Annotated in this window: 20 protein-coding genes, 5 tRNA genes and 1 other RNA gene; 19 read left to right on the top strand and 7 right to left on the bottom strand. The window is 69.2% G+C overall.

Features of this window, described 5'->3' with window-relative positions:
• Nucleotides 1–148: 148 nt before the first annotated feature.
• The 6 genes from lon (at nt 149) to AC1PMG_RS16520 (ending at nt 5,679) form a co-directional block, all read left to right on the top strand.
• Nucleotides 149–2,617 carry an endopeptidase La gene (gene lon / locus AC1PMG_RS16545; RefSeq protein ID WP_342073922.1) on the top strand — a complete coding sequence of 823 codons (2,469 nt, stop codon included), beginning with the start codon at nt 149–151 and terminating at the stop codon, nt 2,615–2,617.
• A 229-nt stretch (nt 2,618–2,846) separates the two neighbouring features.
• On the top strand, nt 2,847–3,119 hold the full coding sequence (locus tag AC1PMG_RS16540; RefSeq protein WP_010341124.1) for an HU family DNA-binding protein: 273 nt from the start codon (nt 2,847–2,849) through the stop codon (nt 3,117–3,119).
• A gap of 11 nt (nt 3,120–3,130) precedes the next feature.
• Nucleotides 3,131–3,205 (top strand) — tRNA-Val (locus AC1PMG_RS16535).
• A 27-nt stretch (nt 3,206–3,232) separates the two neighbouring features.
• Nucleotides 3,233–3,309, top strand: a tRNA-Asp gene (locus AC1PMG_RS16530).
• A gap of 117 nt (nt 3,310–3,426) precedes the next feature.
• Nucleotides 3,427–3,503: transfer RNA gene (locus AC1PMG_RS16525), tRNA-Asp, on the top strand.
• A gap of 187 nt (nt 3,504–3,690) precedes the next feature.
• On the top strand, nt 3,691–5,679 hold the full coding sequence (locus AC1PMG_RS16520) for a peptidylprolyl isomerase (protein WP_481109601.1): 1,989 nt from the start codon (nt 3,691–3,693) through the stop codon (nt 5,677–5,679).
• Nucleotides 5,680–6,212: 533 nt separating this feature from the next.
• Here AC1PMG_RS16520 and AC1PMG_RS16515 read toward each other — a convergent pair.
• Nucleotides 6,213–7,424 carry a lytic transglycosylase domain-containing protein gene (locus AC1PMG_RS16515; RefSeq protein ID WP_481109600.1) on the bottom strand — a complete coding sequence of 404 codons (1,212 nt, stop codon included), beginning with the start codon at nt 7,422–7,424 and terminating at the stop codon, nt 6,213–6,215.
• Complete coding sequence (gene gloB, locus AC1PMG_RS16510) at nt 7,421–8,188, bottom strand: hydroxyacylglutathione hydrolase (protein ID WP_481109599.1); 768 nt, start codon at nt 8,186–8,188, stop codon at nt 7,421–7,423. The genes AC1PMG_RS16515 and gloB overlap by 4 nt, the downstream gene beginning before the upstream one ends.
• A gap of 12 nt (nt 8,189–8,200) precedes the next feature.
• Here gloB and AC1PMG_RS16505 point away from each other — a divergent pair, with 12 nt between their 5' ends.
• From AC1PMG_RS16505 to dnaQ, 3 genes are read left to right on the top strand one after another with little or no spacing between them, the layout of a single operon-like run.
• Complete coding sequence (locus AC1PMG_RS16505) at nt 8,201–8,860, top strand: class I SAM-dependent methyltransferase (RefSeq protein WP_295958979.1); 660 nt, start codon at nt 8,201–8,203, stop codon at nt 8,858–8,860.
• Nucleotides 8,861–8,872: 12 nt separating this feature from the next.
• Nucleotides 8,873–9,331 carry a ribonuclease HI gene (rnhA, locus tag AC1PMG_RS16500; RefSeq protein ID WP_017907823.1) on the top strand — a complete coding sequence of 153 codons (459 nt, stop codon included), beginning with the start codon at nt 8,873–8,875 and terminating at the stop codon, nt 9,329–9,331.
• A 29-nt stretch (nt 9,332–9,360) separates the two neighbouring features.
• Nucleotides 9,361–10,098 carry a DNA polymerase III subunit epsilon gene (gene dnaQ / locus AC1PMG_RS16495; RefSeq protein WP_481109598.1) on the top strand — a complete coding sequence of 246 codons (738 nt, stop codon included), beginning with the start codon at nt 9,361–9,363 and terminating at the stop codon, nt 10,096–10,098.
• A 199-nt stretch (nt 10,099–10,297) separates the two neighbouring features.
• Here dnaQ and AC1PMG_RS16490 read toward each other — a convergent pair whose 3' ends face one another.
• Nucleotides 10,298–11,002 (bottom strand): PP2C family protein-serine/threonine phosphatase, encoded by a 705-nt coding sequence (locus tag AC1PMG_RS16490; RefSeq protein WP_017907821.1) that lies wholly within the window; start codon nt 11,000–11,002, stop codon nt 10,298–10,300.
• 209 nt (nt 11,003–11,211) lie between these two features.
• Here AC1PMG_RS16490 and AC1PMG_RS16485 point away from each other — a divergent pair.
• Both AC1PMG_RS16485 and AC1PMG_RS16480 read left to right on the top strand, forming a co-directional pair.
• Nucleotides 11,212–11,302, top strand: a tRNA-Ser gene (locus AC1PMG_RS16485).
• A 283-nt stretch (nt 11,303–11,585) separates the two neighbouring features.
• Nucleotides 11,586–11,990, top strand: coding sequence for a DUF6165 family protein (locus AC1PMG_RS16480; protein ID WP_342074851.1), 405 nt, complete (start codon nt 11,586–11,588; stop codon nt 11,988–11,990).
• A gap of 51 nt (nt 11,991–12,041) precedes the next feature.
• On the opposite strand, the gene AC1PMG_RS16475 is transcribed toward AC1PMG_RS16480, so the two are convergent.
• Together AC1PMG_RS16475 and AC1PMG_RS16470 are read right to left on the bottom strand one after the other, a co-directional pair.
• Nucleotides 12,042–12,296: a DUF2798 domain-containing protein gene (locus tag AC1PMG_RS16475; protein WP_342074852.1), complete on the bottom strand. Its 255-nt coding sequence runs from the start codon at nt 12,294–12,296 to the stop codon at nt 12,042–12,044.
• Between the two features lie 199 nt (nt 12,297–12,495).
• Nucleotides 12,496–13,545 carry a glycosyltransferase family 9 protein gene (locus AC1PMG_RS16470; protein ID WP_481111694.1) on the bottom strand — a complete coding sequence of 350 codons (1,050 nt, stop codon included), beginning with the start codon at nt 13,543–13,545 and terminating at the stop codon, nt 12,496–12,498.
• 20 nt (nt 13,546–13,565) lie between these two features.
• On the opposite strand from AC1PMG_RS16470, the gene AC1PMG_RS16465 reads away from it, so the two are divergent.
• From AC1PMG_RS16465 to AC1PMG_RS16435, 7 genes are read left to right on the top strand one after another with little or no spacing between them, the layout of a single operon-like run.
• On the top strand, nt 13,566–14,315 hold the full coding sequence (locus AC1PMG_RS16465) for a 3-deoxy-D-manno-octulosonic acid kinase (protein ID WP_017914809.1): 750 nt from the start codon (nt 13,566–13,568) through the stop codon (nt 14,313–14,315).
• Nucleotides 14,315–15,073: an MBL fold metallo-hydrolase gene (locus AC1PMG_RS16460; RefSeq protein ID WP_481109597.1), complete on the top strand. Its 759-nt coding sequence runs from the start codon at nt 14,315–14,317 to the stop codon at nt 15,071–15,073. Before AC1PMG_RS16465 ends, AC1PMG_RS16460 begins: the two co-directional genes overlap by 1 nt.
• Nucleotides 15,070–16,104, top strand: a complete 1,035-nt coding sequence (gene moaA, locus AC1PMG_RS16455) for a GTP 3',8-cyclase MoaA (RefSeq protein WP_481109596.1) — start codon at nt 15,070–15,072, stop codon at nt 16,102–16,104. Before AC1PMG_RS16460 ends, moaA begins: the two co-directional genes overlap by 4 nt.
• A 3-nt stretch (nt 16,105–16,107) precedes the next feature.
• Nucleotides 16,108–16,482 carry a nuclear transport factor 2 family protein gene (locus AC1PMG_RS16450; protein ID WP_481109595.1) on the top strand — a complete coding sequence of 125 codons (375 nt, stop codon included), beginning with the start codon at nt 16,108–16,110 and terminating at the stop codon, nt 16,480–16,482.
• Between the two features lie 31 nt (nt 16,483–16,513).
• Complete coding sequence (gene moaC / locus AC1PMG_RS16445) at nt 16,514–17,032, top strand: cyclic pyranopterin monophosphate synthase MoaC (RefSeq protein WP_481109594.1); 519 nt, start codon at nt 16,514–16,516, stop codon at nt 17,030–17,032.
• Nucleotides 17,029–17,274, top strand: coding sequence for a MoaD/ThiS family protein (locus AC1PMG_RS16440; RefSeq protein ID WP_481109593.1), 246 nt, complete (start codon nt 17,029–17,031; stop codon nt 17,272–17,274). Before moaC ends, AC1PMG_RS16440 begins: the two co-directional genes overlap by 4 nt.
• 3 nt (nt 17,275–17,277) lie before the next feature.
• Nucleotides 17,278–17,724, top strand: a complete 447-nt coding sequence (locus tag AC1PMG_RS16435) for a molybdenum cofactor biosynthesis protein MoaE (RefSeq protein ID WP_481109592.1) — start codon at nt 17,278–17,280, stop codon at nt 17,722–17,724.
• Between the two features lie 593 nt (nt 17,725–18,317).
• Here the strand turns inward: AC1PMG_RS16435 and ffs are convergent.
• An RNA gene (gene ffs / locus AC1PMG_RS16430) (signal recognition particle sRNA small type) lies at nt 18,318–18,414 on the bottom strand.
• A gap of 101 nt (nt 18,415–18,515) precedes the next feature.
• Nucleotides 18,516–18,608 (bottom strand) — tRNA-Ser (locus AC1PMG_RS16425).
• Nucleotides 18,609–18,844: 236 nt separating this feature from the next.
• Between AC1PMG_RS16425 and dnaX the strand changes: the two genes are divergently transcribed.
• The gene (dnaX, locus tag AC1PMG_RS16420; protein ID WP_481109591.1) at nt 18,845–20,731 is read left to right on the top strand and encodes a DNA polymerase III subunit gamma/tau; all 1,887 of its coding nucleotides are present in this window, start codon (nt 18,845–18,847) and stop codon (nt 20,729–20,731) included.
• Nucleotides 20,732–20,734: the final 3 nt, after the last annotated feature.

The raw sequence follows: 20,734 nt of genomic DNA, 5'->3' as shown, positions 1-20,734 counted from the left end.
CGCGCGCCCCGTGCCTGCCGGTAAGTCGCTGAAACATAAAGGGGTTCTGCGCTCCCCTTGCATCGTCCAGCCGATGGCCCCATAACGGGGCCATCGGCGTTTTTATGGCCGCCCGCATCGCGTTCCCGCCTCCCAAATCGGAATCCTCATGGCCCAGTCCCAATCCGAAGTCCTCGACCTGCCGGTCCTGCCGTTGCGCGACGTCGTGGTCTTCCCGCACATGGTCATCCCGCTGTTCGTCGGTCGCGACAAATCCATGCGCGCGCTCGAGCACGCGATGGAGGCCGACAAGCGCATCCTGCTGGTCGCGCAGAAGTCCGCCGAGACCGACGACCCGGCGGCGGCCGACCTGTACAACGTCGGCACGCTGGCGCAGGTGCTGCAACTGCTGAAGCTGCCCGACGGCACCATCAAGGTGCTGGTCGAGGGCCTGTCGCGGGTCAGCGTCGACAAGGTCGCCGAGCGCGACGGCGCGCTGCAGGGCGAAGGCCGCGAAATCGACGCCGCCGAATCGCGCGAGGAGCGCGAGGTCGAGGCGATCGCGCGTTCGCTGATGTCGCTGTTCGAGCAGTACGTCAAGACCAACCGCAAGCTGCCGCCGGAACTGCTGCAGACCTTGTCGGGCATCGACGAGCCCGGCCGCCTGGCCGACACCATCGCCGCGCACATCGGCGTGCGCCTGGCCGACAAGCAGCGCCTGCTGGAAACCCTGGAAGTGGGCGAGCGCCTGGAGATGCTGGTCGGCCTGGTCGACGGCGAGATCGACGTGCAGCAGTTGGAGAAGCGCATCCGCGGCCGGGTCAAGTCGCAGATGGAGAAGAGCCAGCGCGAGTACTACCTCAACGAGCAGATGAAGGCGATCCAGAAGGAACTGGGCGACCTCGACGACGCGCCGGGCGAACTGGAGGAACTGGCGCGCAAGATCGCCGAGGCCGGCATGCCCAAGCCGGTGGAGACCAAGGCCAAGGCCGAACTCAACAAGCTCAAGCAGATGTCGCCGATGTCGGCCGAAGCCGCGGTGGTGCGCAACTACCTCGACTGGCTGCTGGGCGTGCCGTGGAAGAAGCGCAGCAAGGTGCGCAAGGACCTGAAGGTCGCGCAGGAAACCCTCGACGCCGATCACTACGGCCTGGAGAAGGTCAAGGACCGCATCCTCGAGTACCTCGCGGTGCAGTCGCGGGTGAAGCAGATGAAGGGGCCGATCCTGTGCCTGGTCGGGCCGCCGGGCGTGGGCAAGACCTCGCTGGGCCAGTCCATCGCCAAGGCCACCAACCGCAAGTTCGTGCGCATGTCGCTGGGCGGCGTGCGCGACGAGGCGGAGATCCGCGGCCATCGCCGCACCTACGTCGGCTCGATGCCGGGCCGCATCGTGCAGAACCTCAACAAGGTCGGCAGCAAGAACCCGCTGTTCGTGCTCGACGAGATCGACAAGATGTCGATGGACTTCCGTGGCGATCCGTCCTCGGCGCTGCTGGAAGTGCTCGACCCCGAGCAAAACAATGCCTTCAACGACCACTACCTGGAAGTGGACCTGGACCTGTCCGAAGTGATGTTCGTGGCGACCTCCAATTCGCTGAATATCCCCGGTCCGTTGCTGGACCGCATGGAAGTGATCCGCATCCCCGGCTACACCGAGGACGAGAAGCTCAACATCGCCGCCCGCTACCTGGTGCCCAAGCAGCTCAAGGCCAATGGGCTGAAGCAGGACGAGCTGGAGATCGGTGCCGACGCGATCCGCGACATCGTGCGCTACTACACGCGCGAATCCGGCGTGCGCAACCTTGAGCGCGAAGTGGCCAAGATCTGCCGGAAGGTGGTCAAGGAGATTGCCCTGGCCGGTCCGCAGCCGGCAGCCCCGGCGAAGAAGGCCGCGGCGAAGAAGGGTGCAGCGCGCAAGGACAAGGCGCGGGTCAGCGTCGGCTCGAAGAACCTGGACAAGTACCTGGGCGTGCGCCGCTACGACTTCGGTCGCGCCGAGGAGCAGAATGAGATCGGTCTGGTGACCGGCCTGGCCTGGACCGAGGTCGGCGGCGATCTGCTGCAGATCGAATCGACCCTGGTCCCGGGCAAGGGTGCGGTGATCCTGACCGGCCAGCTCGGCGACGTGATGAAGGAATCGGCGTCGGCCGCGCTGTCGGTGGTGCGTTCGCGCGCCGAGCGGCTTGGCATCGAGGCGGACTTCCTGCAGAAGCACGACGTGCACCTGCACGTGCCCGACGGCGCCACGCCGAAGGACGGCCCCAGCGCCGGCATCGCGATGGTGACCTCGCTGGTGTCGATGCTGACCAAGGTGCCGGTCAGGTCGGAGGTGGCGATGACCGGCGAGATCACCCTGCGCGGTCGCGTCTCGGCGATCGGCGGACTCAAGGAGAAGTTGCTGGCCGCCTTGCGTGGTGGCATCCGCACCGTGCTGATCCCCGAGGAGAATCGCAAGGATCTGGCCGACATTCCCGAGAACGTCACCCGCGATCTGAAGATCGTGCCGGTGAAGTGGATCGACGAAGTGCTGGACCTGGCACTGGAGCGTCCGCTCGCGCCCAAGCCCGCCGCCGACGCCGAACAGGCGCCGTCGCGGCGCAAGCAGAAAGCATCCTCGAACCCGCGCGTCAAGCACTGACGCGCGCTGAACCGCACCCGCGCAAACGGCTCAAACCCGCGCCGTTGTTGGCTTTTCGGCTTGCGCGGGTATGGGCCCGCTGGTATAAATGCAGCGCTTGCGAGCACCGCGAACGGGCGTGCTTGGTAGTGCAAAACATATCCATCGGGGTCTCGCCCAGGCGAGGCAGGCCACGCCGACACCCGATCCTCAATCCGCGGTCTTCTGCCGCACATGGAGTCATCAAGAAATGAATAAAGCCGAACTGAACGACGCGATCGCCGCTGCCGCCGATATCTCCAAGGCCGAAGCCGGTCGTGCCATCGACGCCTTCGTGTCGGAAGTGACCAAGGCCCTGAAGAAGGGCGACAGCGTCACGCTCGTGGGCTTCGGCACCTTCCAGGTGCGCGACCGTGCCGAGCGCACCGGCCGCAACCCGAAGACCGGCGACTCCATCAAGATCGCGGCGTCGAAGAATCCGACGTTCAAGGCTGGTAAAGCGCTGAAGGATGCCGTAAACTAATCGACTCGCTAGGGTGCTTAGCTCAGCGGTAGAGCGTCTCCTTTACACGGAGAGGGTCGGGGGTTCGAAACCCTCAGCACCCACCAGAGCACCGAGCGACAAGTTTCAAAAGCGGAGTGGTAGTTCAGTCGGTTAGAATGCTGGCCTGTCACGCCGGAGGTCGCGGGTTCGAGTCCCGTCCACTCCGCCAGTTGTACCGAAGCCCCCGAGCGATCGTGGGTTTCGTTTCTCGCAGTCGCCGCCACGCGCCAGCGTTGGCCCGGCCGCTTCGGGAAAGCGGGCCTCGCGCCCGCCTCCGTTCAAACGCGGAGTGGTAGTTCAGTCGGTTAGAATGCTGGCCTGTCACGCCGGAGGTCGCGGGTTCGAGTCCCGTCCACTCCGCCATTTGTACGCGAAACCCCCGAGCGATCGGGGGTTTCTTTTTTTCCGCCGTGTGCTGGTTTTCGTCCTCGGTGCGCTCCGGATTCGCCGCCGCGGCACATGGGCGGCGCGGGTTGCCGGGCCGCCGGTTCTGCCGCAAGGCGTGAAGCGGGTTAAACTGCGCGGCTCGCCAATAGGCCGTCGGTTCCCAATGCTGCAGAAACTTCGCGAAAAGACCTCGGGCTGGATCGCCACCGCGATCATCGGTCTGTTGATGATTCCGTTCCTGTTCGTCATCGACAACAGCTACCTCGGTGGCGTCGGTGCCAACAACGTCGCCAAGGTGCAGGCACCGCCGTCGTGGTGGTCGTCGGCGCCGTCGTGGTGGCCGGTGTCGCTGCTGTGGCAGCACCACGAAGTGAGCACGGAGCAGTTCCGTACCCGCTTCGAGCAGGCGCGCATCCAGGCGCGCGAACAGCAGGGCGAGGATTTCGATCCGCGCGCGTTCGAAAGCATCGACAACAAGCGCAAGCTGCTCGATCAGCTGATCGACGAGCAGGTGGCGAAGCTGTCGGCCGAACGCGCCGGCGTGGTCATCGGCGATGCCGCGGTGCGCGATTACATCAGCTCCATGCCCGCGTTCCAGAACGACGGCAAGTTCGATCCGGAGCGTTACCGCCTTGCGCTGGCCTCGGGCACGCCGCCGCGTACGCCGACCATGTTCCAGCAACTGGTGCGCGACGCGCTGCAGCAGTCGGTGATTCCTTCCGGCATCGCGGAATCGGCGTTCGCCACCAAGCCGGAAACCGAGCGCCTGCTGAAGATGCTGGGCGAGACCCGCGACGTGGAGATGGCGCTGTTGCCGGAAATGCCGGCCGACACCGCGCCGGTCAGCGACGCGCAGGTGCAGCAGTGGTACGACTCGCACAAGTCGGACTTCAAGCAGCCGGAAACCGTCACGATCGAGTACGTCGACCTCAATGCGGCCAGCCTGCCGCCGGTCAAGCCGGCCGACGAGGCGACGCTGCGCAAGCGCTACGACGACGAGAAGGCGCGCTTCGTCGAGCCCGATCAGCGGCTGGCTTCGCACATCCTGATCAGCGCCGGCAAGGACGCGGCCTCGCAGAAGGCGGCCGAGGCCAAGGCGGCCAAGCTGGCGGCCGAAGCCAAGCAGCCCGGCGCCGATTTCGCCGCGCTTGCCCGCGCCAACTCCGATGACCCCGGTTCCAAGAACGCCGGCGGCGATCTGGGCTGGGTGGAGAAGGGCGTGATGGTGAAGCCGTTCGAGGACGCGCTGTTCGCGATGAAGCCCGGCGAGATCGTCGGCCCGATCAAGAGCGAGTTCGGCTATCACGTGATCCAGCTGCGCCAGGTCAAGGGCGGCGAAGGCAAGTCGTTCGAGCAGGTGCGCGACCAGCTTGCCAGCGAGCAGTTGAAGGCCGACAGCGAGAAGGCCTTCAGCGAGCTGAGCGGCAAGCTGGTGGACCTGGTCTACAAGAACCCGACCGCGCTGGCTTCGGCGGCGAAGGAAGTTGGCCTGCCGGTGCAGACGCTGGGGCCGTTCTCGCGCGCCACCGCCAGTGGCATCGCCGCACAGCCGGCGGTGCTGCGCGCCGCGTTCTCCGACACCCTGGTGCAGGACGGCACGGTCAGCGACCCGATCAACCTGGGGCCGAACCACAGCGTGCTGATCCGCGTGACCCAGCACCAGCCGGAGCAGATCCAGCCGCTGGCCAAGGTGCACGAGGAGGTCGTGGCCGCGGTGCATGCCGACCGCACCGCCAAGGCGGCCGCTGCCAAGGCCGATGCGCTGCTGGAGCGTTTGCGCAAGGGCGAGACCCTGCAGGCCCTGGCCGGCCCGGAGAAGCTGCAGATCAACCCGATGCCGGGTCTGCCGCGCAACGTGCCGATGCCGAGCGCGCAGGCCAGCCAGGCGATCTTCAGCGCGCCGCAGCCGGCCGACGGCAAGCCGTCGGTGGGCAAGGTCGAGCTGCCTGCGGCGCCGGGCACTGTGGGCAAGCGCTATGCGCTGTTTGCGGTCACCAAGGTGACGCCGGGCGACCTGAGCAAGGTGCCGGCCGAGCAGCAGACGATGTTCCAGCAGCAGCTGGCGCGGATCGAGGGCGAGGCCGATGCCAAGGCCTACGTCGATGCGATGCGCAAGCACTTCAAGATCAGCGTGCAGGAATCGCAGCTGTAACCGCTGCTTCGACAGCGCAAGGCGGCACGCAACAGGCCCGGCATTGCCGGGCCTGTTGCGTTTCAGGGGGCGTCGAGGTGTGCGTGGCTGATCGACGTGCGCGCGTCTCCGAGTGCAGAGGCGCGGCAAGTGCAGGCATGCGCCTGTGGTCGCCGGCAGGCTTGGTGGTGGCGAAGAGATGGCAAGCGCGGCACGCCGTCACCTTCGCCTGGCACGAGGCGCTGTGCGCGATGGCGATCGATTCATCACTGCTGCCGCAGTCGCGCGTCGCACTTGCTCCACATGCTGGTCCACATGTTGTGCAACGCCGTCGCCACCACCGGCATTGCGCGCCGGGCCAGGATCTTCTTCACGCCGGACTAGGGGCGATACGCGCGGTTGTCGTCGGTGCTGGATGCCGTGATACGCCTGCCTTGCAGGCGCTCATGCTGGTGGTAGGCGCGGGGGGAACGGGTGGTCATCCCCGCGCGTGGCTGCACGTCCGCGGACGTTGCAGCAGGACCGGACCTCGTCCCGCCGCAGCGGGAGCGCGATCAGTCCTCGTAGCTCAGCACCATGCCGGGACGCAGCACGCTGCGCGTGGACAGGCCGTTCTTCATCAGAAGTGCCTGCACGGTGATGCCGTAGCGCTTGGCGATGTTCCAGGCGGTGTCGCCGTCGCGCACGGTGTGCGTGTGGCGGGAGCGTGCGCCGGCGCGTGCGGCACGGTTCGGCGCGGGAGCGTCGTCGGCGCTGGCCACGGTGGCGACGACCGGGGTGTCGTCCTGCGCCGGCGGCGCGGTGTCCTGGGCCAGCAAGGGGCCGCCCAGACTGCGCGGCGCCAGCACCGGCAGCGCCCGCTTGGTGCTGCGGCCACTGCCCAGGGCCGGGTTCAACCGGGCGAGCTGATTGCCCTGCAGCGCCTGGCGCCGCGCCCATTCGTCCAGTGCCATGCCGGCGGGCAGGGTCTGCGCCTGCAGGATCGGCACGTCGCGGTCCAGCGAGGCCATCCATTCGTCGCGGGTCTGCGCCTGTTCCAGCACGCAGGCCAGCGCATGCAGCTTCTCGACGTAGGCGTAGGTGACCGAGGACAGGCCGGGCAGCTTGTCCGGCTGCGCGTTCTGCGCGTTCATGCCGGCGCGGCGCATCGACTGCAGCACGCGGTACTCGCCGGCGTTGTAGGCCATGATCGCCAGGCGCCAGTCGCCGCCGAACATGCCGTGCAGGGTCTTCAGATAGCGCACTGCGGCGCGGGTGGAGTCCACCGCGGACAGGCGGCCGTCGTAGCCGTTCTCCAGCGGGACATCGTGGTTGCGCGCGGTACCGGGGATGAACTGCCAGAGGCCGGCGGGGCCGCTGCTGTTGCGCGCCGCCGGGCGGTAGCCGCTCTCCACGAACGGGATCAGCGCGAATTCGGTCGGGAGGTTGGCCGCACGCAGTTCGTCGACCACGTAGCCGAACAGCGGCAGCACGTCCTCGTCCTCGTCGGCCAGGCGCGACGGGGCGCGCGAGAACTGCTGCTGCCAGCGCGCATCGGTGGCGCCGGCGTCGCAGCGCGCATCGGCCAGGCCGTCGCGGAAGCGGGCGAGGATGTCGTGCCCGTTACGGGTGGTCGGCGGCGGCAGTGCCGCCGTGTCCGTCGGCAGGCCGTTCAGGCCAGCCACGGTCTGTTCGAGTGCCACCGCAAGCGGGGTCGCCGCCGCCGCGGGGGGCGCCGCCGACGCTATCGCCAGCGTCAGCGCCGCCGTCAACGCCAGCGCCCTCATGCGCGGAAATCGTCTTTCCAGCGCCTCAATTCGGCGAAGACTTCCACTTCGTCGGACACCCCCCGGCCGAGCCGGGCGCCGATCGCCTGCTGGATCGCCGCCGAAGCGGTGCGCAGGAACGGATTGGTCGCCAGTTCGCTGGCGAGGGTGACGGGAACGGTGGGGCGGGCAGCGTGACGCATGGCCTGGGCTTCCTGATGGCGCTGCCGCAGGGCAGCGTTGGTGGGATCGACCGTGACGGCGAATGCCGCATTGGCCAAGGTGTATTCGTGTCCGCAGCAGACCAGCGTCTGCCCCGGGAGGGCGGACAGGCGCTGCAGCGAACCCAACATCTGGGAGGGCGTACCTTCGAACATGCGCCCACAGCCCAGGCTGAACAGCGTATCGCCGCTGAACAGGTGGCCCTCGCCGACGTAGGCCAGGTGCGAGCGGGTATGGCCGGGGACGGCCAGGGTATCGAACTGCCAGTCCAGCACCTTCACGACGTCGCCATCGCCGACCCGCTCGCACGCGAATCCGGCAATGCGCGGGTCGTCCGGCGCGTACACCGGGATGTCCGGCCAGCGCTCGCGCAGCGTGGCGACGCCGCCGATATGGTCGTCGTGGTGATGGGTGAGCAGGATCGCGGCGGGCTGCAGCCCTTGTGCAGCTGCCTCCAGCACCGGCTCGGCCTGGCCCGGGTCGACCAGCAACGCACGCCCGTCGTCCGTGGCGATCGCCCAGATGTAGTTATCCTGGAATGCGGGCAGGGCGATCAGTCGCATAGAATTGGCACCATGCCTGCCGTGTCGCTCCCTCGTCAAGCCAACGTCTCATCCTGGTTTGATACTGCCGGGGCGCAGGCGCTGCTGCAGGCCGAGCAGCCGCTGATCCTCGACGCCCTGCTCAAGCGCCCCGCGCAGCCCTGGCTGTGGCTGGCGCCGGTGCCGCTACCGCCTCCCGGGCGCGAGCTGCCGGGGCGGGGCGTGCGCCTGCACCGCAGCGCCTGCGGCTACGCTGGCGACCTGGTGTGCACGCTGCCACTGCCGCTGCCGTCGGAAAGCGTCAACGCGATCGTCCTGCAGCATGTGCTCGCCGCCGATGCCGCTGCGTTGCTGGAGGAATGCGAGCGCATCCTGATGCCGGGCGGGCGGTTGTGGCTGTTCGCGCTCAATGCGGTGAGCCCGTACCGCCTGCGCTGGCGCCGCCAGGGCCTGGTGGCGCGTCCGCCGGGCAGCTGGCGCGGTCTGCTGGAACAGGTCGGCCTGCCGTGCGTGGAGCAACTGCGCTATCTCGGGCCGGTGTGGCCGACCCGCGGCGGCGTCGGCCCGGCCACCTCCACCGCGCCGCTGCGCGCGGTCTGCCTGCTGCAGGCGGAAAAACGCACCGCCGCCGGCATCGGCCCCATTCCGCTGCGCGCGCCGGTCCGCTGGCGCGGCTCGGTCGCTTCCATCTGAACACGGAGTTTCATGAAGACTGTCGACATCCATACCGATGGCGCCTGCCTCGGCAATCCCGGCCCCGGCGGCTGGGCCGCGCTGCTGCGCTACAAGGGACTGGAGCGCGAGGTGGCCGGCGCCGAGGCGCACACCACCAACAACCGCATGGAGCTGATGGCCGCGATCATGGCGCTGGAGACGCTCAACGAGCCGTGCCAGATCGTCCTGCATACCGACTCGCAGTACGTGCGCCAGGGCATCACCGAATGGATGCCGGGCTGGGTGCGCCGGCAGTGGAAGACCGCCGGCGGCGATCCGGTCAAGAACCGCGACCTGTGGGAGCGGCTGCATGCGGCCGCACAGCGGCATACGATCGACTGGCGCTGGGTCAAGGGCCATAACGGCGATCCGGACAACGAGCGAGTCGACCAGTTGGCGCGCAACCAGGCCCTGCACGTGCGCGCCGGCGGCGCCGCGGTCGCGACCTGATCGTGTCTTCCTTTTCCGCTGCGAGTCCTATGCGTCAGATCATCCTCGATACCGAAACCACCGGCCTGGAATGGAAGAAGGGCAACCGTGTCGTCGAAATCGGCGCGGTGGAACTGCTCGAACGCCGCCCCAGCGGGCGCAACTTCCACCGATACCTGCGCCCGGACTGCGATTTCGAACCCGGCGCGCAGGAAGTCACCGGCCTGACCCTGGACTTTCTCGCCGACAAGCCGGAATTTCACGAGGTGGTCGACGAATTCCTGGAGTTCATCGACGGCGCCGAGCTGATCATCCACAACGCCTCGTTCGATCTGGGCTTCCTGGACTACGAACTGTCGCGGCTGGGTGAGTCCTACGGCCGCATTCTCGACCGCGCCACGGTGATCGACACCCTGCTGCTGGCGCGCGAGCGTTTCCCCGGCCAGCGCAATTCGCTGGACGCGCTGTGCAAGCGGCTGGGCGTGGACAACTCGCACCGGCAACTGCACGGCGCGCTGCTCGATGCGCAGATCCTCAGCGACGTGTACATCGCGCTGACCTCCGGCCAGGAGGAGATCGGTTTCGCCCTGGCCGAGGATGGCGCCGGTCATGCGGCCGCGCAGGGGCCGGCGTTCGACATGACGATGTTGCTGCCGCGGCCGCGGGTGTTGCCGACCGCGTCGGAGCTGGAAGCGCACCAGGCGCGGCTGGAGAAGTTGCGCAAGAAAGCCGGCCGCGCGCTGTGGGACGACGCCGAACCGGTCGCGGCGGAAGCGGTGGCCGGCTGAAAGGGCGCCTCGAAAGACGACGGGGCCTATGTCGTAGGAGCGGCTTCAGCCGCGATGGGGCTTTACCGGGAACGCCCCATCGCGGCTGAAGCCGCTCCTACAGGGCCGCCTGGCCGGCTTGAGCGTGAAGAATGCAAGTGCGCAGCGGTGCCCTGAAGTGGTTTGCGCGGACGCGAGCGGCGGCCGCGCTGCACCATCCTCAGTGACAGCGCACCAGGATCGCGGTGATGTTGTCCGAGCCGCCTTCGTCGAGCGCGGCGGCCACCAGCATGTCCACGCACTCCTGCGCGCTGCAGTCGTCGTGGCCCAGCGCGTTGGCCAGGCCGGCATCGTCCACTTCCTCGGTCAGCCCGTCGCTGCACAGCAGCAGGCGCATGCCCGGGCGCAGCTCGCCGGTCATCGTCGCCACGTTCAGGTGCTGCGGATCGGTGACGCCCAGCGCCTGGGTGACCACGTTGCGGTGCGGATGCGCGCGGGCCTGTTCGGCGGTGAGCGCGCCCTGCGCGATCAGTTCCTGCACGTAGCTGTGGTCCTGGCTGAGCTGGGCCAGCTTGCCGTCGCGCCACAGATAGGCGCGGCTGTCGCCGACCCAGGCCACCTCGAAGCGGTTGCCCTGGACCCGCGCCGCCACCACGGTGGTGCCCATCGGCAGGGTGTCGTTGCGGCGCTGCGAGGCGCGGATGATCTCCTCGTCGGCGATGCGGATGGCCTGTGCCAGCGCGGTGCCGCCGCGCACTTCGCGGACGATGGCCTCGCGCGCCAGCGCGCTGGCGACCTCGCCGCAGGCGTGGCCGCCCATGCCGTCTGCCACAAGCCACAGCCCCAGTTCGTGGTCGCCGTAGTAGGTGTCCTCGTTGAGGTCGCGGCGCAGGCCGACGTGGGTGAGGTGTCCGAATTCGATCATTGCGCGCCTGCGGCCGGCCGGTGTTTTCTGGGGTCGACGGGCATCATCGCGGTCGCGCGCGGATCAGGCAATCGCCGCGCGAGGCGCGCAGCAGGCGGGGTTCATCGCCCCGCGCCGCCGGGGCGCTTGCGGGGCCTCCGCGCCAGGCCGCTTGTTCGCGCGCGGCGGGGACCGTATGATGCACGCCCCCGGTCCGCCGGGGACCACCCGGGAAGGTGGCAGAGTGGTTGAATGTACCTGACTCGAAATCAGGCAGGCGTTTATAGCGCCTCGGGGGTTCGAATCCCCCCCTTCCCGCCAGTTTCATCGCGCGTGCACCCTCCAGTGGTCGCAGAGTGTGATCGGTGCAGGAGTGGAGGGTGAGAAGTCCCGCGGGTTCGACCCATCGGCGACAGCCAATGCGCACGGCGCAGCCCCCCGCAGGGCGAGGTGCAGCATGCACCGAGTGCATCCCCCTTCCCGCCAGTTTCGCATCAGGCCCCGTCAGGGGCCTTTTGTTTTTGGGTGGCCGCGACGCCGTGCCGACGTCGCCTTAAGGCCTGGCCGCTACACTTCCTTCCGACTTCTGCTTGTGGTGTCTTCCATGTCCGAAATCCTGGTGCCCGTGTCCTTCGGCGAATTGCTCGACAAGATCGCCATCCTGCAGATCAAGTCCGAGCGCATCGAAGATCCGGGCAAGCTGGCCAATGTGCGTGCCGAACTGTCGGCGCTGGAAAAGACCTGGATGGCGCATCCGGCCGCCGGCGGCGACGTGGCGCGCCTGCGCGCGGACCTGAAGGCGGTCAACGAGCGCCTGTGGGTGATCGAGGACGAGATCCGGATCAAGGAGAAGGCGCAGGCCTTCGACGAGGAGTTCATCAAGCTGGCGCGCAGCGTGTACTACGAAAACGACGAACGCGCGCGGCTCAAGAAAGAGATCAACCTGGCCCTGGGCTCCAGCTACGTGGAAGAGAAGTCCTATCAGGACTACCGCAACGCCTCGGCGTGAGGACAGAGTTCCGGGAGGCGTTGCCGTCTCCCGGAACGCACGCGCCGCATCTCAGTCGCGTGCGACCACCAGGCCGGTCAGGCGCCGCACCAGCGGCAGCACCAGCAGCAGGGTGGGGAAGGCCACCAGCCAGGACAGCGCCCAGGCACCGAGCCAGAGCGTGCCGACGCCGGGGGCCAGCCCGACGCTGCGCAGGGTGCTGATCATCGAGACGATGCAGGTCATCAGCACCGACAGCAGCAGTGGGGTCACCCAGGCGGCATGGCGCGGGGACAGCTTGCGGGAAAACAGCGGGGAACGTGACATTGCGGACTCTCCGTAAGCCGGTCGATCGAAGGCGCCACCCGTCAGCGGCCTGCCAGGCCCGGACGGGAAACAGCCCCGGACGGATCCGGCGCAGTTGGCGCGTTGATTGACGTAAACGCTTACGGCGGCTCCTGCGGGCCGGGTCGGCGGCAGGACGCGCGGCGATGGTAGAGCGGCGCCGCGCGCGCCGCAACCGGGCTCAGTGGCCGTGGTCCGTGCGATAGCGCTCGAACGCGGCGATCGCCTCGTCCACCTCGATCAGCGCCATCACCCCGTCGAACTCGATCTTGCTGCCCCACTTCAACTGCGCGGCCGGCTTGCCCAGGTACTTGCGCGCGGCGGTGTCGTACTTGTCCACGCAGTAGCGGATGTCCGAATACGGGCCGCTGCGGCGCGGGTTGCTGGCCGCGTGCAGGCCCAGCACCTTGGTGCCCATCGCGTTGGCGATGTGCATGGGGCCGGAGTCGGGGGTCATGACCAGCGCCGCGCGCTGCAGCAGCGCCGGCAGTTGCTTGAGCGTGTCGCGGCCGACCAGGTCGAGCACCGGCGTGCGCGCCGCCGCGACGATGGCGTCGGCGGTGCTGCGCTCCAGGTCGCTGCGGCCGCCGCACAGCACCACCCGCCAGCCCTGCGCGGCGGCATGGTCGGCCACCGCGGCGTAGCGCTCGGCATACCAGTTGCGGCGCTGGTGGCTGGAGCAGGGCGAGATCAGCAGCGCCGGGCGGCCGTCGTCGGGCCATTGCGCGCGCGCCCAGGCATGGGCGTCCTCCGGCACCGGCAGGTCCCAGCGCACTTCGGTCTGGCGCAGCCCCAGTGGCTCGCAGAAGCTGCCGATCGCCTCCAGGACGTGGATGCCGGGGCGGTCGGGGATGCGCTCGTTGACGAACAGGCCGTGCAGATCCTTGGAGCGGCTGCGGTCGTAGCCGATACGGCGGCGCGCCGGCACGAACGCCGACAGCACGTTGGCGCGCAACGCCACCTGCATCTGCAGCAGCGCGTCGAAGCCCTGCGCCGGCAGGGCGCGGCGCAGTGCGCGCATGCCGACCAGACCACTGCGCTTGTCGTAGGGGTGGAAAACCACGCCCGGCAGGCCGTCCAGCAGCTTGTGCCCGGCCTTGTCGATGATCCAGTGCAACGCCGGTGCCTGCGGCCAGGCGCGCTGCAGGGTCCGCACCAGCGGCACCACGTGGGTCACGTCCCCCAGCGCCGACAGGCGCAACAGGCACAGCGAAGGGAGCGTTGCCGGCATGGTGTTGTTAGACTCGCTGGATGGTTGCATTCGACGCCACCGAAGCACTGACGCCGTACCGCGAGGGCCGCGGATACGGGGCCATTCTGTTCGACCGCGAACGACTGCGGCAAGCCGAACCGGCGCTGTTCTCCGCCGCCGCCTGGGGCGAACGCGCACGCCCGGTGGATGCCGGCGGCCGCGGCGGCGCCTGGTTCGTCGATGCCCCGTTCGGCAGTTGCGTGCTGCGCCAGTACCGCCGCGGTGGGCTGGTCGCCAAGCTCGTTCGCGACCGCTACCTGTGGACCGGCGCCGACCGCACCCGCAGCTTCGCCGAGTTCCGGCTGATGCGCGCGCTGATCGCGCGCAAGCTGCCGGTGCCGCGGCCATTGGCGGCCTGCTATCTGCGCCAGGGGCTGCGCTACCGCGCGGCGATCCTGATGGAGCGGCTGGAGGGCGTGCGCTCGCTGGCCGAGCGCGCACATCTGGCCGGTCGCGGCGCGCCGTGGGAGGAGGCGGGGCGGCTGATCGCGCGCTTCCATCGCGCCGGGCTCGACCACGCCGACCTCAATGCGCAGAACATCCTGTTCGATGGCAACGGCCGCGGCTGGCTGATCGACTTCGACCGCGGCGTGCTGCGCATTCCCGCCACCCGTTGGCGCGAGCGCAACCTCAAGCGGCTGCGCCGTTCGCTGCTGAAGCTGCGCGGCGAGCGCAGCGTCGATGCGGTGGAGAAGGACTACGCGCGCCTGCGCCGCGCCTACGACCTGGCCTGGGAGCGCGGCTGCTGATGACGGACTGGGCGCTGCGTTTCCAGGGCGTGGGCAATGCCTCGGCGGTGGTGCTTGGCTCGCCGATGGCCACCATCGAGCGCGATGGCCGGCCATGGCTGACCATCGACTGCGGCGGCGAGGGGCTGACCGCCTATCAGGCGCACTACGGCGCGATGCCGCAGGCGCTGTTCGTCACCCATGTGCATCTGGACCACGTCGCCGGCTTCGAACGGCTGTTCGTGGACAGCTATTTTTCCGAGCGCCGCGGCAAGCCGCGGTTGTACGTGCCGGCGACAGTGCTGCCGCTGCTGCACCGCCGCGTGGCCGATTATCCGAACGTGCTGGCCGAGGGCGGCGCCAACTTCTGGGATGCGTTCCAGCTGATCGCGGTGGGCGATGCGTTCTGGCACGAGGGCGTGCGCCTGGAGGTGTTTCCGGTGCGTCACCACTGGCCGGAGACGGCCTACGGCCTGCGCCTGCAGGGCGCGCTGGTGTGGAGCGGGGACACCCGGCCGATCCCGGAAATGCTGAACCGGTATGCCGACGACGGCGAACTGGTGGCCCACGACTGCGGTCTTCACGGCAACCCGTCGCATACTGGCGTGGACGACCTGGAGCGGGAGTACCCCGCCGAGCTGCTGCAACGGACCATGCTCTACCACTACGCCAGCGCCGAGGATGCCGAGGCCCTGCACGCCCGCGGCCACCGCGTGGCGCGCCCGGGCGAATGCGTGGCGCTGGCCGCGCCGCGCGCGCCGCAGGTGCCGGCGGGATGAACGCGCTGCCGCGCCCGCCGCTCGCGTCGACGACGCCGGCGGACCGGCGCGGGCGGCCGTTGCGCGACCTGCGCCTGTCGGTGATCGAGGCCTGCAACTTCCGCTGCGGCTACTGCATGCCGGCCGACAAGGTGGCGGACGACTACGGCTTCGACGCCGCATCGCGGCTGTCGTTCGCGCAACTGGAAACCCTGGCCCGCGCCTTCGTGCGCAACGGCGTCAACAAGCTGCGCCTGACCGGCGGCGAACCGCTGCTGCGCCGCGATCTGCCCGAACTGGTGCGGAGGCTGGCGCGAATTCCCGGTGTGGACGATCTGGCCATGACCACCAACGGCGCGCTGCTGGCGCGGCATGCGCAGGCCTTGCGCGAGGCCGGCCTGCGCCGGGTCACGGTCAGCCTGGATGCGATCGAGCCGGCGGTGTTCCGGAAGCTGTCCGGCGACCGCGGCGAGATCGCGCAGGTGCTGGAGGGCATCGACGCGGCTGTCGCGGCCGGGCTTGGGCCGGTCAAGCTCAACTGCGTGGTCCAGCGCGGCATCAACGACGACCAGGTGCTGCCGTTGCTGGCGCATTTTCGCGGCAGCGGCCATGTGCTGCGCTTCATCGAATACATGGACGTCGGTACCTGCAACGCCTGGCGCCGCGAGCGGGTGGTGCCGGCTGCCGAACTGCGCGACCGCATCGCCGCGCGCTGGCCGCTGCAGGCGCTGGCGCCGCACTACCCGGGCGAAGTCGCTGCGCGCTACGCCTTCGCCGACGGCGGCGGCGAGATCGGCTTCGTCACCTCGGTCAGTACGCCGTTCTGCGGCGATTGCCACCGCGCCCGCGTGTCCGCCGATGGCCATCTCTACACCTGCCTGTTCGCGGGCGAGGGCACTGATTTGCGGCCGGCGCTGGCGGGTGGCGAGGAGGCGCTGGCCGAGCGCGTGCGTGCGCTGTGGGAGCGCCGCGACGATCGCTACAGCGAACTGCGCGGCGCGGCGACCGCCACGCGCGGCAAGCACGTCGAAATGTTCCTGATCGGCGGTTGAGCGATGGACGCCGCCGTGCAACGCGCGCTGGTCGCGCTGGAACTGGAATTGCTGGAACCGGCGGTGCGGGCCTCGGCGGCGCGCGTGGCCGAGCTGCTGGACGACGCCTTCGTCGAGTTCGGTGCCTCCGGCCGTCGCTTCGACAAGCCGGCGGTGCTGCAGGCCTTGCCGGCCGAGTCGGGTGCATTCCGGTACCGCGCTTTCGACATCCAGGCGCAGTTGTTGGCGCCGGAGCTGGCGCAATTGCGCTATCGCAGCGAGCGCAGCGGCGGTGGCGAACCGCCGCGACAGGCGCTGCGCAGTTCGCTTTGGCGGTATCGCGACGGCCAATGGCGCATGCTGTTCCACCAAGGCACGCCGATCCCCGGCGGCGCTTGAAGATCGCGCCGTGGGAGCGGCAGCGCAATCCATGACCAAGAAGACCTCCGCCACGTCCGCGCGCGCCGCCGCGCCGGCGCTGACCCATCTGGACCCGCAGGGATTGCCGACCATGGTCGACGTCTCCGCCAAGGACGCTACGGCGCGCGTGGCGGTGGCTGAGGCGCAGGTGCGCTTTCCCGCCGCCGTGGCTGCGCAGTTGCGCGCCGATGCGTTGCGCAGTGCCAAGGGCGGCATCGTCGACACCGCGGTGATCGCCGGCACCATGGCGGTCAAGCGCACCCACGAAATGATTCCGTTCTGCCATCCGCTGCCGATCGACGGCTGCCGCTTCGCCATCGACTGGCGCTCGCAGCAGGTGCTGGGCATCGAATGCACGGTGCGCACCGTGCACCGCACCGGCGTGGAGATGGAGGCGCTGACCGGCGCCAGCGTAGCCGCGCTGACCGTCTACGACATGTGCAAGGCGCTGACCCACGCGATGACCATCGGCCCGGTGCGGCTGGTCGGCAAGCGTGGCGGCAAGCGCGACGTCGGGAGCGTGGCATGAGCGCCGAGGTGACCGTGCTGTACTTCGCCAGCCTGCGCGAGGCCGCGGGCCTGGAGCGCGAGCAGGTGCGCACCGATGCCTCCGATCTGCGCGCGCTGTACGCCGAACTCGATGCCCGCCATGGCCTGCGCTGGCCGCTGGAGCGGTTGCGGGTGGCGGTGGACAGCGCCTTCGTCGGCTGGGACGAGGCGGTGCGCGACGGCAGCGAAGTGGTGTTCATTCCGCCGGTTTCGGGAGGCTGAGCCATGTCCACCGAACCGCGTTTCCGGCTGGCCGACCGACCGCTCGACATCGCCACGCTGCGCGCCCCGCTGGCGCACGCCCAGGCCGGCGCCTACGCCAGCTTCGAAGGCTGGGTGCGCGACAACAACGACGGCCGCGCGGTCGACGGCCTGCACTACGAGGCCTACGCCGCACTGGCCGAGGCCGAAGGCCAACGCATCGTCGATGAGGCCCTGGCTCGCTTCGCCATCCTCGACCTGCGCTGCGTGCACCGCGTCGGTGAACTGGCGATCGGCGACCTGGCGGTGTGGGTCGGCGTGGTCGCCGCGCACCGTAGCGCCGCGTTCGACGCCTGCCGCTACGTCATCGACGAGGTCAAGGCACGCGTGCCGATCTGGAAGCGCGAACGCTATCGCGACGGCGATGCGGGCTGGCTGCATCCGGAGGCGCAGGCGCCTTCGCGCGAATAGCGGCGCGCGATCTGCGTTGATCGCTGTCTTCGTAGAGGAGGGGGGGGGGCGCCGGCTGACCGCGCCAGGCATAGCCTGCCGCCGCAAGGATCTCTGTGCCGTCGCCACGGCCGGAACGAATGACAGGCCGGGATGGCTGTTGCTTTCTGCAGGCGCAGCCGCTGCCTGAGATCTAGGCTGATCGTTCGTCGTCGAGAAGGGGGGTAACCCTGCCGGCTGACCACGCCAGGCATAGCCTGCCGCCGCAAGGATCTCTGTGCCGTCGCCACGGCCGGAACGAATGACAGGCCGGGATGGCTGTTGCTTTCTGCAGGCGCAGCCGCTGCCTGCGATCAAGGTTGATCGTTCGTCGTCGTAGAAGGGTGGTAACCCCGCCGGCTGACCTCGGCGCCCGCGTCGATCGATACGCGCCGAAGTGGCGCCGCCGTTGTAGAGATGCTTGCGCCGTCGCCATGGCCGGTGCCAACGACTAGCCATTGCCCCGAAGCAAGCGGAAGGCGTGGCATGCCGGAAGGATGTTCGTACCCGCAGAACCTATAGCGGACACGATGCATGGGTCCATGCGGCAGGCAGCGTTGCAGAAGGGGGTGGTAACCCCGCCGGCTGACCTCGGCGCCCGCGTCGATCGATACCGTTGCTGCCTTCCGGCCCTGGCGGGGTTTTCGACCTAGCGTCGCGAGGGGCCGACGGGGCCACCATAGAGACGAAACCGCGCCAGTGGCGCGGTCTTTCCTCATTTGAACACCGCCACAAGGGTGGGAGCATTCTGCGAGAGGACACGCTTTCGAATCTGGCGGAGAGAGGGGGATTCGAACCCCCGAAGCGCGGTTTAGACGCTTACACACTTTCCAGGCGTGCTCCTTCAACCACTCGGACACCTCTCCGGGTCTTGCGCGGGCCGTGCGGTCCGGGCAAGGGCGGGAATTCTAGCCGTCATGGCCGCCGTTCACAAGGCGAATCGCGGCTGCCGCGCTGACCGGCGTCACCTTTGCCCTGTTCATCGTCGCAGGCAGCCCTGCGCCAAAGGTCGGCGCGCGCGTGATGGCGGATGACCGGGCGACTGAACGATCGCGGTGGCCCGGCGTGGCACAATGGCGGTTCAGATGAAGACGGTCGCCTGATGTCCTATCTCGTTCTCGCCCGCAAGTGGCGCCCCAAGCGTTTCGCCGAGCTGGTGGGGCAGGAGCATGTGGTCCGTGCGCTCACCAACGCGCTGGACAGCGGCCGGGTGCACCACGCGTTCCTGTTCACCGGTACCCGCGGCGTCGGCAAGACCACCATCGCGCGCATCTTCGCCAAGTCGCTGAACTGCGAACAGGGCACCAGCGCCGACCCGTGCGGCCAGTGCGCGGCCTGCCTGGACATCGACGCCGGCCGCTACATCGACCTGCTGGAGATCGACGCCGCGTCCAACACCGGCGTGGACGACGTGCGCGAGGTGATCGAGAACGCGCAGTACATGCCCTCGCGCGGCAAGTTCAAGGTCTACCTGATCGACGAAGTGCACATGCTCTCCAAGGCGGCGTTCAACGCGCTGCTGAAGACCCTGGAAGAGCCGCCGGAGCACGTGAAGTTCCTGCTCGCCACCACTGACCCGCAGAAGCTGCCGGTGACGGTGCTGTCGCGCTGCCTGCAGTTCAACCTCAAGCGCCTGGACGAGGAGCAGATCCAGGGGCAGATGACCAAGATCCTGGCCGCCGAGCAGATCGAGGTGGATGCCTCGGCGATCGTGCAACTGGCCAAGGCCGCCGACGGCAGCCTGCGCGACGGCCTGTCGCTGCTCGACCAGGCCATCGCCTACGCCGGCGGTGCGCTGCGCGACGAGGTGGTGCGGGCGATGCTGGGCACGGTCGACCGTACCCAGGTCGGCGCAATGCTGGATGCGCTGGCCGATGCCGACGGGCAACGGCTGCTGCAGGTGGTGGCCGGCCTGGCCGAATTCTCGCCCGACTGGGGCGGGGTGCTGGAGGCGCTGGCCGAGGCCCTGCACCGCATCCAGGTGCGGCAACTGGTGCCTGGCGCGGCCATGCCCGCGCTGGACGGCCTGGACCCGGGGCCGCTGGCCGAGCGCCTGCGGCCGGAGATCGTGCAGCTGTGGTACCAGATGGCGCTGAACGGGCGCCGCGACCTGTACCTGGCGCCGAGCCCGCGCGCCGGCTTCGAGATGGCGCTGCTGCGCATGCTGGCATTCCGGCCGATGGGCGCCACGGCGCTGCCGGCCGGCACGACGACCGGCGCGGCCACGCAAGGGCACGGCAATGCGGCGGCCGCCGCTGCCAGCGCGCCTGCAGCGGCGATGGCGGCACCTGTCGCGGTGGCGGCCGCTGCCCCGGTGGCGCCTGTCGCTGTCGCTGTCGCTGCTGCGCCGGCGCCGGTTCCCGCTGCGCCCGTGGCGGCTGCGCCCACTGCGGCGGCGGCCCCGCTGGATCCGCCCTGGGATCCGCCGGCACCGCCAGCGGCACGCCCAGCGCCGTCCGCGCCCGTCGCGACGCCGGCGCCAGCGGTCGTTCCGGCCGCGGCCACACCTGCGGCCGCCGAGCCGGAAATGGCGATGGTGCCGCCGCTGGCGCCGCCGCCGCGCACCCACGCCGCCGTGTCCGACACGCCGCGCGCGCTGCACAGCGCCGAGGACTGGCTGGAACTGGTCGCCGATTGCGGCCTGAGCGGCCCGTCGCGGCAGCTCGCCGCCAATGCCGCCTTCGTCAGCCATGCCGAGGGCGTGCTGCGGCTGTCGTTGTCGCCGGGCTTCGAGTATCTGCAGTCCGAGCGCTCGCTCGGCGAACTGGCCGCGGCGCTGGCCGATGCGCTTGGGCAGCGGCCGAAGATCGTCATCGAAAGCGGCATCGCGGTCGATGCCGAAACCCTGCATGAGCGCTCGCACCGGCAACGCGGCGAGCGCCAGAACGCGGCCGAGACCGCGTTCATGAACGACCCGGCGGTGCAGGCGCTGATCCAGCAGCAAGGCGCGCGGGTCGTTCCCGATTCCATCCGTCCCTACGATGAGTGAACC

This window comes from Xanthomonas sp. NCPPB 2250 (genome assembly GCF_056725265.1).
Note: the sequence above shows the minus strand (reverse complement) of the source record. Positions and strands in the feature narration are given on the sequence as shown.